The 14884-nt window shown below is 43.3% G+C and carries 15 protein-coding genes; 1 reads left to right on the top strand and 14 read right to left on the bottom strand.

Going from position 1 to position 14884, the window contains the following annotated elements; translation table 11 throughout:
* Position 1: 1 nt before the first annotated feature.
* The 7 genes from B3G15_RS06650 to B3G15_RS06680 form a co-directional block, all read right to left on the bottom strand.
* A complete protein-coding gene (locus tag B3G15_RS06650) occupies positions 2-2044 on the bottom strand; it encodes an acyltransferase family protein (RefSeq protein ID WP_069940497.1) in 2043 nt (680 codons plus the stop codon).
* Between the two features lie 204 nt (positions 2045-2248).
* The gene (locus B3G15_RS06655) at positions 2249-2923 is read right to left on the bottom strand and encodes a permease (RefSeq protein WP_069940496.1); all 675 of its coding nucleotides are present in this window, start codon (positions 2921-2923) and stop codon (positions 2249-2251) included.
* Positions 2924-2984: 61 nt separating this feature from the next.
* Positions 2985-3455 (bottom strand): DinB family protein, encoded by a 471-nt coding sequence (locus B3G15_RS06660; protein ID WP_069940495.1) that lies wholly within the window; start codon positions 3453-3455, stop codon positions 2985-2987.
* A gap of 128 nt (positions 3456-3583) precedes the next feature.
* The gene (locus tag B3G15_RS06665) at positions 3584-4396 is read right to left on the bottom strand and encodes an ankyrin repeat domain-containing protein (RefSeq protein ID WP_064300045.1); all 813 of its coding nucleotides are present in this window, start codon (positions 4394-4396) and stop codon (positions 3584-3586) included.
* A 615-nt stretch (positions 4397-5011) separates the two neighbouring features.
* On the bottom strand, positions 5012-5287 hold the full coding sequence (locus B3G15_RS06670; protein WP_156772498.1) for a hypothetical protein: 276 nt from the start codon (positions 5285-5287) through the stop codon (positions 5012-5014).
* Between the two features lie 93 nt (positions 5288-5380).
* Positions 5381-6247 (bottom strand): UTP--glucose-1-phosphate uridylyltransferase GalU, encoded by an 867-nt coding sequence (gene galU / locus B3G15_RS06675; RefSeq protein ID WP_064300048.1) that lies wholly within the window; start codon positions 6245-6247, stop codon positions 5381-5383.
* A 34-nt stretch (positions 6248-6281) separates the two neighbouring features.
* Positions 6282-7778 carry a glycosyltransferase gene (locus B3G15_RS06680; RefSeq protein WP_069940493.1) on the bottom strand — a complete coding sequence of 499 codons (1497 nt, stop codon included), beginning with the start codon at positions 7776-7778 and terminating at the stop codon, positions 6282-6284.
* A 380-nt stretch (positions 7779-8158) separates the two neighbouring features.
* Between B3G15_RS06680 and B3G15_RS06685 the strand changes: the two genes are divergently transcribed.
* Positions 8159-10102: a CDP-glycerol glycerophosphotransferase family protein gene (locus B3G15_RS06685; RefSeq protein ID WP_069940492.1), complete on the top strand. Its 1944-nt coding sequence runs from the start codon at positions 8159-8161 to the stop codon at positions 10100-10102.
* Positions 10103-10346: 244 nt separating this feature from the next.
* Here the strand turns inward: B3G15_RS06685 and B3G15_RS06690 are convergent, their stop codons facing one another.
* From B3G15_RS06690 to B3G15_RS06720, 7 genes are all read right to left on the bottom strand, one after another.
* Positions 10347-10979: a hypothetical protein gene (locus B3G15_RS06690; RefSeq protein WP_069940491.1), complete on the bottom strand. Its 633-nt coding sequence runs from the start codon at positions 10977-10979 to the stop codon at positions 10347-10349.
* Positions 10976-11194, bottom strand: coding sequence for a hypothetical protein (locus B3G15_RS06695; RefSeq protein WP_069940490.1), 219 nt, complete (start codon positions 11192-11194; stop codon positions 10976-10978). Before B3G15_RS06695 ends, B3G15_RS06690 begins: the two co-directional genes overlap by 4 nt.
* Before the next feature lie 29 nt (positions 11195-11223).
* A complete protein-coding gene (locus tag B3G15_RS06700) occupies positions 11224-12006 on the bottom strand; it encodes a phosphotransferase family protein (RefSeq protein ID WP_069940489.1) in 783 nt (260 codons plus the stop codon).
* Between the two features lie 93 nt (positions 12007-12099).
* Positions 12100-12630 (bottom strand): hypothetical protein, encoded by a 531-nt coding sequence (locus B3G15_RS06705; RefSeq protein WP_069940488.1) that lies wholly within the window; start codon positions 12628-12630, stop codon positions 12100-12102.
* On the bottom strand, positions 12623-13249 hold the full coding sequence (locus B3G15_RS06710; protein ID WP_069940487.1) for an ABC transporter ATP-binding protein: 627 nt from the start codon (positions 13247-13249) through the stop codon (positions 12623-12625). Before B3G15_RS06710 ends, B3G15_RS06705 begins: the two co-directional genes overlap by 8 nt.
* Positions 13250-13258: 9 nt before the next feature.
* Entirely contained in the window at positions 13259-13993 is a 735-nt protein-coding gene (locus tag B3G15_RS06715; RefSeq protein WP_069940486.1) for a hypothetical protein, read from the bottom strand.
* Between the two features lie 12 nt (positions 13994-14005).
* The gene (locus tag B3G15_RS06720; protein ID WP_069940485.1) at positions 14006-14821 is read right to left on the bottom strand and encodes a hypothetical protein; all 816 of its coding nucleotides are present in this window, start codon (positions 14819-14821) and stop codon (positions 14006-14008) included.
* Positions 14822-14884: the final 63 nt, after the last annotated feature.

Here is a 14884-nt window from a genome sequence, read left to right on the forward strand (position 1 = left end):
TCTATTGGTTCGTGTTAGCTGTTGTACTCGCTAATTTGTCCGCGAGCACTTCGTCGAGCTTTTTCTTGAACATCGGAGCAAAGCTTTCCGCATACGTATTCGTCATATGGCTGTTGTCACGATAGATGACGACATTGCCGATGACAGGGCGATACTCGCCTTTGACGTGGAAGTAACGCGTCAAATCCAGCTTATGGAGCGACTGGTTCGTTTTTTCAAACTGTTTCCAGTACGCCTCATCCGTTTGGTTCGGTTGCGTATTCATCTGTTTCGTCGTATCCGCGATGCTTGTCGTCTCGAGCGCCTCGAGTACGTTGAAATCGTATCGTGGATTATCCCGGAGTGCTAGACCATCGATCCCATACTCGTCTTTGACGAACTGCATCTGGTCGACCATTTGTTGATGGATGCTGTCTTTTGAAGCATCCGCTGCAGTCACGTGCGAGATGATCAAATCAACATCGGCATCCTTCAAATAGTTCAAGACGTTCTGGTTCCAGATTCCTTTTAAGGAGTCCGGTTCATAGCCGGTCGAAAAACGTGTTCCTGACCGCGTCAGATTGAGTAAACGGATGTCCGTTCCTTTGATTGCTTCATGCAATGCACCGAACCATTGCTCCGAGTGCGAGCTTCCGACGAGCGCAATCGTCGCTTTATAATCCTTCGTCTTCCCGTATTCACCGACTTTCGCTTCCGTCTTTTGCAGTCCTTGGTTGCTACCATCCGTATGGACGAGCGGTAAGTCATTGAAGACGTTCGCATAAGACGGGAAAGGATCTTGCTTCGGTACAGGCATTGTCTGTTCGATCGCTAAGGCACCCGGATACTTATTCTTGCTGACAGCTTGTTTTAGCTCTTGTTCCTCCATATAAGCGAGTCCGAGTAAGGATCCAATCAACAAAACGTTGACCGTCAACAGCGCACCTAGCTTCTTGAACGCTGTCCGATTGACAGTCGAAGTGCGAATCGGTTTTTCAACCCATTCCGTCATCAAGTAGGATAAACCGATCGATGCAACGATAATCAGTGTACCGACGAGCAGACCTGGCGTTTGTTGAACATTGTAGCGATAGAACTCAAGCAACACCCAGTGCCAAAGGTAAATCCCGAACGCGATCCCGCCGAGTTTGACCATCGGCTTTGATCCGAGGAATCGTTTTAATCCGAATCGTGTCTCCTGCGTTCCTGATAACACGATCATCAAGGCGCACGTCATCGGCCAGAGTGCGATATAGCCAGGGAACATTTGCGAGACATTAAACAGAACACCAGTCGTCAGCAAGCCAAGCAAACCGACCCAGCCGATGATCGTCGCTATCCACTTCGGAACACGAATCGCCGATAAGTTCACACATAACAGACTACCTAAGGCAAATTCCCAGACCCGCGTCGGCGTAATGAAATACGCCCACGGCTGATTGACTTCTGTCAGGTAGATTGAGTACGCGAGTGACGTGACGAATAGGAATCCAAGCAACCCATTTAAAACGGTTTTAATCGATCGAATCTGATACTTGTTCATCATCCATAAGATGAACGAGAACAAGACGAACCAAATCATATAAAACTGCCACTGGATCGATAGCGCCCAAAAATGTTCGACGGGTGACTTCATCTGGGTCGCGTCTAAGTAATCCGTACTTGAGACGGCGAGTTGCCAGTTTTGATAAAAGAACATCGAGGCGACGACTTCACGAATTGTTTTCCCAAGAATCGATGCCGGTAATAAAAATGTGCTTAGTACTAACACGACGCCTAAGATGAACAAAACGGATGGCAAGAGTCGTTTCAGCAACTTTGTGACGTACGGCAGGAATTTGAACTCCCCTGTCCGGTTGATCGTCGAGATAATCGATGTCGTGATCAAAAAACCCGAGATGACGAAGAAGACATCGACACCTCCTGAGACACGATTGAACCAAATATGATAGATCGCAACGAGTAAGGCAGCTACCGTGCGTAACCCTTCGATTTCCGGGCGAAACCGGCTTTCAATATCAATCCGTTTCTGACCCGGTTGACCAGATACTTTCCATTCCTGCATGCTTCTATGTCCCTCCATCTACTTCTACACCTACGAATCCTGACGATTGCAGCGCATTTCTTGTACAGTTCGGTATGTACTCACCATTTTAAGAAAACGTTTCCATTCACTATGATAGAACATATTTCAAAAAATACAATGCTACTGAACTATATTGTCGCAAGAAACTTGGAAAATATGTAAAAGAAGTGCACTGATGAAAGATTACGTTAGAAACCGGTATAAGTAGTCGGCAAAAATCCGTTGCATGACTTTTGGTGTGTTCTCGATATAGATCCGCATCTGTTCGACGTTTGCTTCGACAGCATTTTCCTCCTTCTCTTCGGTCGGAAAATCGGAGATACCTTTGATGATGATACATTCGACGGCGTTTTTCTGACAGATGTACGCGATAGCCCCCGCTTCCGTATCGGCAATCGTCAATCCGTTATCCCGCAGTTCGATATAGTCTCGCCACATGACGACAGCACGGTCTGCCGTTCCGATCGTTCCGAGATGAAAACCGTTGCCATACTTCGATACATCGAGATTGACGACGAACGAGGGTTTAATCAGTGGTTCAATCTCTTTGACCGTGCAATCATATTGAACGGCACGATCTGCCACGATGATATCGAGTACGTCGTACCTCGGATCAATCCTGGCACACGTTCCGGCAACGATGACCTTCGTCAATGAGAAACGGAGAATCATGTATTGATTGGCACCGATACCGTTTACTTTTCGAACGCCCGTGCTATAAAACAGAAGTGTCTTCCCGTTTATCTCACTCGTGAAGTATTCACCATATGGATAAGTGATTCTATCTTCAGGCGAGACATGAAAATACGCAAGTGTTGCGTCGAACTCCCATGTGGTGGCGATGCTGATTCCGATCATTCCATCTTTCTCTTTTCTTTTTATCTTCATTAAAAAGATATTATTTGCTCATCTCTCAACATTAATCCCAGACCCGTACCCGCTCAACATCTGCTGTTCTTAAGTAATCGAGTAACTGTCCTGTATGCACTGCTTCGTGATAAGCAATTCGTAACAACATATCACCGAGCGAACGCACATATCCGGATTCCGAACGATCAATCTGAACGATCGCTAAATCTGATTCCGTTAGTTGCTCGACATATGCCATGAATTCCTCACGATAGGCTTCCGCAAAGTCTAATTCCTCTTGCACGGATACGAAGCCGCGCCCTTCAAACGGGGACTCATACGACGGTAGACTGCCTCGATTCTGTAACGCTAAGAAATAATAATACTCACTGTCTAACACATGACGGATCATCTCAAAACACGTCATGGCGTTCTCATCCGGTTTCCAGTTCAATTTATCTTCAGGAATCGACTGCCAGACTTTGATGCTTCTTCTTCTCACTTCGTTTAAATTCCATACCGTCCAATCGATTGCGTTCATGATGCGACCTTCCTTTCAATGACGAATAAGTGTTCTCTTATCTCTATTTTGACAAAGCAATTTGAAAATCCTTTAAAAATTAAAAACAGGAAGCATCCGCAGATGTTTCTTGTCTTGTCGTCCACCGTTCAGTTATTCTCTTCCTCAGATAACGCATCAATCTCTTTTTGGCGCAAGATCTCCGCAATCTGATGGTGTTCGTTATCCAATGCCGCATCACGCGCTGTCCGCCCGTCTTCGTTTCGATGCAGTGGATCGGCTCCATAAGAGAGCAATAACCGGACGACCCGTTCATAGCCGTAAGCACTCGCTAATGCAAGGACTGCCGTATCGCCATCCGCGACGTTTTCCGCTTCGATGTCAGCTCCTGCCTTTAGAAGCACTTTCACCGCTTTCGGATGATTATTTCCGACTGCGAGATACAGCGGTGTGAATCCGTCTAGTCCGACAGCATCGACTTCTGCTCCTGCCTCCAGTAATAGCTGGACTTTTTTCGACTTACCTTCCTGCGCCGCATAATGTAGCGGTGTCACACCTTCCCCGTCATCGGTCCGTTGATGTAACAACTCGACGTTCTGCGCTAGTTTCCGTAAGACTTTTTTATTTCCGCCCCGGCCCGCTACTAAATGAAGCGCTGAGAATCCGTGTTCATCTAAATCAAGATGAGCGCCTCGCTTGATCAAAAGTAACGCAATGTCGGTCTTTTGATCATAAAGCGCAATATGCAACGGTGACATCCCGTCCTGATTCGGAAGGTTGACATCCGCCCCGTGATCGAGCAACAATTCGACGATCCGTAGGTACCCTTCCTGAATCGCCCAATGAAGCGCCGCAAATCCTTCTTCATCCAGTTCGTTCAGATCGTCACCACGTTCGATGCAGCGCATTACTTGTTTTCGTTTGCCCAAAAAAGCAGCATCTTGGATGGATCGTTTCGTCATGTCCGTTCGCCCCTCACCTGTTCCGTCGTTGTCCTCATTTTACAACAACAATCAGTTGTCATGCGCAAAAACGCCTTTGAACATCTGATGTCTTTTGTACCAAGTTCAGTTCGTCACTCATGACATTTATTGATTTTAGGGAGATCGTTAGAATTAAAAGAAAAATAATCATGATCAGAGCATAGATAAACATCGTGAAAATAATGGATTCGTCGTATCGTAATATATTTCACTCGATCACTTTGCATTGAAAAAAGCCCACATTATAACGCACATGTGGGCTTTGTTTCTATCGTGTACTCAGCATTAAAACAATTGAATACTTTATTGATTTGATGTGTTTTTTTTGAGAGATTTTTTAGAAAAAATACCTTCCGTTATTAGGAAAATAACAGCAATTGCCACAGACTTTATTCCATATTCGACCCATGTATCAGTCGACTTCGGCATTCCTTCAAAAAACATTAGAAAAATAAGCAGGAGCAACGGTGCGAAGCTTGACCCTGATAAATGATTCGAGACGAACGAAAAAGCGCAATCCTTCTCAATTAAAGAAAAATTGCACTTTGTCTTCAGTCTGAATCGACTAACTTCAGGTGGTCTTTCGTGTATCTCTTACTTTTCACTCGACTTATCCTGCAGGGAGCGCTCTACCAAAAGCACGAAAACGACTGCTGTTAGGACGCCAAGCACGCCTGGTAACACGGAAATGATCGAATCACTGAAAAATGCCGTTGGGATAAGTACTGTCATTCCCCACTTCACACCCTTCAAGATCGCAAGCGCTAGGAATAAGATCAGGAAGATTGTTTTCTTTTCGACACCTGCGAAAAATTGTCGCTCTGCTTTTTTATCAGCCTTCACACCGAGCCACGTTAACATATGTAGCACCTCTCTTCTCCTTTTTCTACGTTTCGACTAGACGGATTGGTTTCATGAATTACAAAAAAACCACTCTGAATCATGTCAGAGTGGCCCATCATGTTAAATGTCTAGTGTCTTGATGAAAGCTTTCAGCTCGTCACGCATCTCTGCATCTTTCAACGCATATTCAATCGTTGTCTTGACGAAACCGAGTTTCTCTCCGACGTCATAACGGTTACCCTCGAAATCATACGCATAGACTTGGCTATCCGCATTCAATCGTTCAATCGCATCCGTTAATTGAATCTCACCGCCTGCCCCTTCTCCTTGATTCGCTAGATAATCAAAGATATCCGGTGTCAGCACGTAACGTCCCATGATCGCGAGGTTCGATGGTGCTGTACCCGGAGCCGGTTTTTCGACGAATTTCTTCACGTCATACAGTCGTCCGTTTTGTGAAACAGGATCGATGATGCCGTAACGATGCGTATCTTCCGGACGGACTTCTTGTACACCGATGACTGATTTTTCCGTCTGCTCGTAGACGTCCATCAATTGTTTGATTGCCGGATCATCCGACTCGACGATATCGTCCCCGAGTAAGACTGCGAACGGTTCGTTCCCGATGAATTGTTTTGCTGTCAAAATGGCATGACCGAGACCTTTTTGTTCTTTTTGGCGGACATAGAAGATGTTCGCGAGGTTCGTCGAGAATTGAACCTTCTCGAGTAATTCCGTCTTTCCGGAGTTCTCAAGCGTGATCTCGAGTTCTTTTTGGTTATCGAAATGATCTTCGATGGCCCGTTTGTGTTTCCCCGTGACGATGATGATATCTTCGATGCCGGCTTTTGCCGCTTCTTCGACGATATACTGGATCGTCGGTTTATCGAGAATCGGTAACATCTCTTTTGGCATGGCTTTTGTCGCAGGCAAGAAACGTGTCCCGAGTCCTGCTGCTGGAATAATGGCTTTCGTGATTTTCTTCATAACGTTCATCCTCTTCATCGTTCAAATAGTAGGTTTAGTTGCTTAATTCTTCTAGTAATCGTCCGTAGTTCTTTACAGCCGTCTCGAGGTACAGCGATGGCTTCGTCTCGACGCGCTCGAGTGGTCGTTCGACGAGTTGCACCATCGCGGCAGCAAAAGCTTCCATGTCGTTCGCTGGAACGAGGTAGCCGTTCTCGCCGTGGGCGATGATTTCGCGTGGTCCGTATTTGACGTCATAAGAGATGACCGGACAGCCGACATTAATACTTTCCATGACCGTCAGTCCAAATCCTTCAAATTCGCTCGTCAACAGGGAGGCTTTCGATTCCCGGAACACTTCTGCCGGATTCGACGTGAAGCCGTGGATTTCGATATCATCCTGTAAGCCGAGTTCCTCGATCAAACTCTCCATCATCGCCAGTTGCCCTTGTTCGTCCATGCCATAGAGCACAAGCTTCGTCGTATGACCGGATTGTTTGAAGATCGCATAACTCTTGATCAAATGATCCATCTGCTTTTGCAGACCGAATCGACCGATGAAACAGAATTGATCCTTGACCTGTTCGCGTCGTTGCGTTTGTTCTGGGACGATGAAGTGCGGAATGATGGAAATCTTCTCTTCCGGGATGTTATACCTCTCCAAAATGTCTTCTTTTTGGTGATTCGTCAGACTGATGAAACGTGTCACTTTATCGGATTCCGAGAACATCGTCGTATATGATCCTTTGACGGTCGAACCATCCAAGTGTGAGTTATGGATGACCATGACCCGTTTAACATCTGCTTTGATGTTGAGAATCGAGCGGTCCAGTAAACGCGCATCGACGAACAAGACATCACCGTCTTTAAACAATCGGTTGAAGTAATACTCAAATAAGTCCTTCTCTTTTTTGAATGCTTTGTACATTCTGCCGTTCCGGTATAACTGAATCAAGATGAGCTTCGGGCGCGCCATTTCATTGTAGAACTTCTTACAATAGACATTGCCTTCCGAATCATATAGCTCTTCCATCATCTTTCCATGATGGACCGGCGAATAAATCGTCTTCCGGTGTAATTGACCGTAGACGTTATATTCCCAGCGCTCGACTTTTTTACGGGAAGCGTTCGTCATGAAATCCTCGAATTCGACGACTTGCGTTTCAGGGTAAAATTTACGGTAGAGGACATACTCATCTTCCTCATCATAATAACGAACGGCGTCACTGTTTTTTTTCTCGACGCTTTTCATTCCTTCGATTTCGCGCTCTGTTTCTTTGATGATCGGTTTGTTACGAAAACGAGTCGTTGGAATACTTAACAATTTGTAATCTGATAGCCAATCGTAGATATTTTCAAATTGTACTTTCGGACCGACCTTCTCTTCTGTTCGGAACAATTCGTAGACTTCCATGTAGTTGGCATTGTAGTTCGTCGTAACGATTGTTGAACCGGCGCCAAGTTCTTGTTCCATGAGCGCGATTCGACTCAATAACGACTTCGTTCTACCACCGTGTTTTGGTGGTAATGTCGATGTTACCGTATACAGCATCTGTCAATACTCCCCTTCACCCTTCAAGATTGATCCCTGTTTTTTTCTGTGAGTTCAACCTCTATATATAGCCGACTTTTCTTTTTCATAAACCTCTTGCGATACTAGTCGCATTTACCAATACAGTTTCTATTTATCTCCTTTTTTACGAACAAAGTCAATCGGTTTTGCATAATATCCAATCATTGTCATGGTTCTGCAACCAATGGTCTGTCGAAGATACGGTAACGTCTGTCTTTTCCCAATATCCTTCAGCCAGTAGACTATACTGCAGTGGTTTCCAATCAATCTACATCTTTGCAGAAATCGGAAGATATTGTATGGTAAGTGATGTAGTTTAAGAACGACTGAATCAGAGTATGAAAGGAAGCCATGCACCAATGAAAATCACCTGTCGTGATCATACGTTTTTGATCGAGAATCTTCCGCACCAAAGTCTACAGTTAGCGATCCATGAGCAACTGATACCACTCCAAAAAATAGAGACAGCCTTTGTGCTATCGATTGATACATTGCTCGATATCTTCAAAAAAAAGAATCATCCTGTTAAATTCGTCGATGAATCCGGAACACCAATCTCGTTCAAACATCTTTCGGAACCACTAATCATCGCACCGAATAGTTACATCAAACAAGGGAAACATTCCTATTTCATTTTTATCGACCAAGACAACGAGCTCAGTCTGATCTATAACAAAAAACCGTCCATCATGAATTTTTATGATCAAGACATCCTATTTGAGGGCATCACTCGTCAAGACGATGTCCTTCTATTGAAGTTTTCGTTTCACTCAAAGTATTTCGAAGTGAAACAGCCACATTGCTTCATTAAAATCAGACATCAGGAGCAAAAAATCGCCCTGCCGATTAATCGCTTCAGCGTCACACCGGTTGATGCTCGTCGCTTCAAGACAGAGGTCGAAGCCGTGATCGAACCAAAACTCGTCGAGCAGTTACTCGGTGACCGGTATAACTACGACGCGTTCAATGCGAACATCTATGACCTCATGTTCGGATTTACGATTCGTGAGATGCCGATCTCTGGTTTTACACCGCGGATTCGTCACTTCAAAAATCACCCGGAACTCTTGAACGATGAGCACTGGTTATCGTTAAATGAGCAATACGATGTGCTGGTCCGCCCCTATTCAACCGTGTCGGAACGCCTTGCGATGCGTTTAATCCCAGTGCCGGTCGAGACCGTCGAGTATTACGCGGACCCTCAACCGTTACTTGGACTGGATCCAAATAAGAAGACGATTATCTGTTTTGAATATCCGGATAAAGCACAAGATAACGGGATGATTTTCTTCAAGTATCTCGTCGACCAGCATCAGAAGCGCTTCAATATCTTCTATATCATCAGTCGGTCGAGTCCGGACCTCAAAAATCTTGTCGGATATGAGAACCATATCGTGTTCTACAAATCACCAGAGAACATCGAGGTCGTCCAAGCAGCAGACATTCTCTGCCATACGCATTCTTCAAGTTATGCCTTACCGTTCGCTACCTATCACACGGAGGCACTGATGCAAACGAAACAAAAGCTGTTCTTGCAACACGGTGTCATCGGATCAAAAGATGTCAGTCACATTTATGGTAAAAAAATGCCGCATCCTTTTACCGACTTATTCGTCGTCTCCTCGGAGCGGGAAAAACAACTCATCGCCCGCGATTACGGTTTTCATCCTGACGAAATCATCGTGACGGGTCTCGCCCGATTCGATCACCTGATCACGGAACGATCACGTTGGCTCAAGCGATATAAAAACCGGAAAAAGCTATTGATCATGCCGACGTGGCGACCGAAACTCGATACGTATTCAGATGAACAATTTATGGAGAGTGACTACTATCAGGAGTTTCAAGCGTTGATCACGGACGAACGGTTAAAAAGCTTAGTGATGGACAACAAGGCTGAAGTCTCGTTCTATCTTCATCGCAACTTCCAAAAATTCAGCCACTTGTTCCACTCGGACTTCGTTGATGTCATCAGTCAGGATGCGTTCACAGTCAAGGAGCTACTTGAAAATCATCATGTGTTGATTACCGATTATTCGAGTGTCGGTCTCGATTTTTCCTTGATGCACAAAAAGGTCATCTACTACCGCCCACCTGTCTTAGTTGGCGAAGATAACGCCGGCGAATCGACGGATTTGTTACCAGGAGACGTCATCGAAACAAGAGACGCCTTGATGGAGTCACTACACGAATCGAAGATGCCTAAAAAGTTCAAACGTCATCTTAGTCACATCTATGCGTTTGACGATACAAAAGCAAGTAAACGGATTTTCGAAGCGATGCAACACCATTTTCAGCTATAACAAATGGAGCTGACTCAAAAAAGAATGACGCGTCTTTTCACGCCCTTTCCTCAGGCGAGACACAAGCCAGTTTTCCTGCTTCATTTAAGCAGGAAAGCGGGTCTTGTTTGTCTCTGACAGCGCATAATGCGCTTTTTCCTGTAGGAGTGGCGTGTGACGCGTCATTTTTACGAGAAAAGGGTGGCAGATCATCATTCTGCCACCCTTTTCTTTGTAGAGACCAACTTTTGAGTCAGCTCTTTTTTCATCGACGAAATTCCAACGAGACCCCGTCGGCAATCTGGGAGGACTGTTTTAACAGCTCCCGCTTGACTGGATCAATCCAGTAATACTGAATCCGCTCACCAAACGTAACGTGAACGCAAAGCGTCTCTACGTGTTCGCCTGATTCAGTCGTCAATAGTTCGTTCCGCAGAAGGTTCACCTGAATCGGCACCTCACGTCCGGAAACGGCACTAAAGCCGTTGAACGAGAGCGTCGAATCAACAGCCAGTGGTAATACTCGCAACAACAATTCGATTGAAAACAGATCAACACTTTTCGTACGGATGGGCAAGACAGATTGCTCATTTCCTCGCGTGATCACGACTTCATCTCCCCCATACGATGCATACACGGTTTGGACACCATCTTGGTACTCGAAGAATTCGAGTGGTGCGTAGTCTTCAGCGTCAATCATCAGACGAATCGTTCGATTGCCAATTTTTTCTGACACTAATTCTTGCTCCCGTACCAAAATGGACTGATGTGCTGTTTTTTCAAACCGAATCGTTTCGTAGGTCTGTCCGATCTGAACCGATTCTCCTTGCTCTATCCAGTAGACCTGTTTTTTGTCTCGTTCCTCGATGAGGGGATAGGTCATCCCTTTTACATTCATATCTCATTCTCCCTTCCTAAGATTCCGGTGATTGCCAACCGATGAACCGCTGCTTGTCGGACTTGCTCCGGCGTTTTCGCTGTCGTATCAATCGGATGTACCGGAAACCGTTCAAACCAGTTTTCATGCAACTCCGGGTAAGCGTCTTCAAGCACATGCGCAAGCGTCGTCTTCCCGGAAGCCATTGCGCCTTGAATCGAGATGATGGTTCTCATGAATGGCGTTCCTCCTACTTGTATATACTTTAAGTAATAAAAAAATATGCGCTGAGGTCTGGATGACTGATCAATTCCTCTAAACGACTTTGTTCAGCATCCGGTACTTGCTCAAGCGTCCTAAGAATCGCCATGAGTCGTAACCAGTCTGCAAGGTTCGATAGCTGGATTGACGAAACAGCTTGATAGCGGTCGAGGTATTCTAGACAGACGTATCGTCGCATCTCGTCCGGCACTACTGTTCCACCTGCTGTCCGTAGCAAGAGCAACGTCCGCGCGACATCCGCGATCGGTGGACCTGTCGTCGCATCATGCCAATCAATGACGACGAACGTTTCATCTACTGTCACGAGGATATTCTGAAAATGGAAGTCCCCGTGGAGCAACGCCTGCTGTTGGGGAATGTGAAGTGACTCTAACAATCGTTCCGCCTTCAAGCGTAACTCTGGTGATAGATGACGCATTTTGTGATGGGTGACATCGTGCCATTTAGGCGCTTGGCGCGATTGTTGCTGATGAATCCGTTGATGTAATGTCGCGAAGGCGTTAAGAAAGTCCGTTATTTGGGAGGGTTCAAACAACTCTAACAATTCGTTGCCGTCGATCCGTTGCATCTCAATGAACGGCGAATCTTCTAATTCAACGGCATATACGTTTGGCGTCGGGATGGTCGTCCGTTCAAGTTCTTCAAGCATACGAAATTCCTGTATGATTCGTTGTTTTTCAATCGATTCATGGAAGTATTTGCGTACTCGCTCGTCAGACATCGTCATTACGATAGCAGTAGATCCACATTGTTGATTTCTCGTCATCAATTGGGCACCTTTCAAATCATCATAGAGTTATTATTCATTTCAAAAATACCTACTCCGATAAGGAACAGGCATTGTAAAGACTTCCAACTGTCATACTTTTGGACTGATGATAATTTGAACATCATTTTTGAAATTCATTAATTCTATCGATAATTGTTCATTTTCATATAAACTGGTTTCATTCGCCTTAATTCGTTTAATGACCGTAACAAGGTCAACTTCTTGGTTCAAACCATCACAGATCATCTCTAATGATTTAACGGTTTGTTCTGAAGCTGTGCTAAACTCTTCACCGTCTACATCGATCGTCAAATAAATATTTTGAAGAGAGTCCTCGTTTTTTATGTCCTTTGATTTGTATTCAAACTGAACTGGACCATCATTTTGTTTCAAACCATTTTGTATCGGTTCGAACTCTTTGAAAAACGCATATTGCGCTATCTGGTTCTCGAATGCTTGAAGAGTGACCGAAAAATGATCAGGTGTTTCCATTGCCTTTTTCTCTGCAGCTGTTTCTTGCGATTTTGGTGCATCTTCTTCAGGAGAACCTGTAATACCATAAGGAGTACATCCTCCGATTAGAAGAAAGCTACATAAAAACATAAGTTTAACGTTACGCAATTAATTCGCCCCCTTCCATTTGGTAAACGATATCGCATAACGCCTCGATGTGACGTTCATCATGACTCGTTAACAAAATTGTCGTACCTGATTTTTTGAATTCAAGAAGAATCTCTTGAACGTTTTGAACAGAAGCACGGTCCAATCCATTAAATGGTTCATCTAGGACTAAAATTTCCGGCTTTTCCATGATTGCTTGAGCGATTCGTAATTTTTGTTTCATGCCTAACGAGAAGCTTTTCACTTTTTTATCTTTATCCTGCAATAATCCAACCTTTTCAAGCGTTTGTAGAATCGTTTCATCATCAATCTTATTGTTGATGTTTGCTAAGACCTTTAAGTTATCCCAAGCAGAAATGTAGTGGATGAATGGTGGGTGTTCAATGATGATTCCAGCGTCTTTGATGTACTTATTCCCAAATTCAATAGGTGAATCCTTAACTATGATTTTTCCACTGTTGATATTCGTAAATCCACAAATTGCTTTCAACAACATCGTTTTACCAGACCCGTTATGTCCAACAAAACCAACGCACGATTGTTCTTCGATCGATATGCTGATATCCTTTAAAATCTGAGTATTTTTAATCGACTTATTTACGTTTTGAATTTGAATCATCCGAGGCACCTACTCTATTTTGTATTTGGTTTTATAAACAGCTGTAAATGATAAAACAACTAATGTTAATCCAGTAACTATTCCTGTACTGAAATAGTGATCCTGACCAATAAAGACGATACTTGAATTTGGAAAAGATACATTTATGACGAACACAGTAAAAAGCGCTAATAATACGCCTACTATCGCAATAATTTCATCCCACTTTATATAGAGAAATAAAAGGAGGATGGTTAACGCGCTAGATATAAAAAAAGCTGCTATCGAAAAAAAAGTAATCTTCATTAAAATTTCTGTATTACTTGTGATCGCTGAGAGATTATTTTGAAATAGCCAACCCAACATACTAATCGCGTAAACGATTACAAAAACTGTGATTCGAGATAAAAAGCCCTGTAGCATATAGAGGAGGGCTTTTAACTTATGATTAGAGCGTACATAAATAAATTGAAAATATGTTTTTTTTAAAGCTAAAAAAGGATAGCTCCCTACAAAAATGACGCATAAAAAAAATAAGAATGGACCTATGTAATGGAAAGGAGAATTTCCTTCCATATACTCTAATTGGCTAAAATTAAGATTAATGAAAATGCGATCAAATATCTCAAGATAGCCTAAATCGATTTGACGATCAGACGAATAAACTTGTATCGCTTTGAATCCTTGTTTGTAATTTAAATAACTGATGATGATTGCCAACATACTGATAATCGTCATTTGTTTAAAAGCATATCTGTTAGTCATATCATTATTTTCCTATTCTTCATATTGTCGAACTGTCTTATTTACACCATAAACCAATAAACCAATTGCAATAATCAATAGTCCAAGAAGAGGATAAAACGTCTCAACTGTTGAACGAGTCGTATTATAAGCAACAAAACTAGAAAATATAGTCAGCCATGAGCTCCCTGTCAAAAAGCCAATTTTTCCGTAAACAAAATAAATGGCTAATACCGCTAGAATCACCTTGTATTCCCGATCGAAAATTAAGACGAGCGCTGCAGACAATAAACTAAAAACAAAAGCAAGTGAGAGATAAATGGTTGAGGCCATGAAGAGGAAAAATAGGTAGGGATGATTAGCATAAAAATTTACTGGTAATGCAGATGCAAAGCCTCCAATATCGTTTAGTCCCCGATAAACAAAGACAGCACCAATCGAATAATAAATAATGAATACTCCTGTTACCGTCGCAGTAGAGAGAAGAACATATTGAATGACATCTCGATAGATCGTCTTCTTAAATGATGAATAGCGATGGCGTCCCATTGCATATGTACTTCTTTTTTCAGCATATAATCCTAATGTGACTAAAACAAAAAATGCTGGTAGGAAATTAATTAGATAGAACATCGATGAGTCGACAAACCGTTCCCATGTCGCAATGGACATCAAAAAGTTTGATCGAATTTCACTTTTTGTTCCAACCAAATCTTTTGCATTGTAATCCATCGTCATGATGTCAACAAAATTACTAGCGAAAGCCCATGAAACGGTTAAAGCCATGAATAAAGAAATAATTGTGATGAAAACAAATCTACTTCTGATTTTAAGCGCTGTAATCAACATCTCCACCCCCAATATAATGGCATTACATGTATCATTATTCCATATATAAAAATAACTATCCAT

The sequence above is a fragment of the Exiguobacterium sp. UBA1053 genome, assembly GCF_002316465.1.
GTDB classification, from domain to species: Bacteria; Bacillota; Bacilli; order Exiguobacteriales; family Exiguobacteriaceae; genus Exiguobacterium_A; species Exiguobacterium_A abrahamii.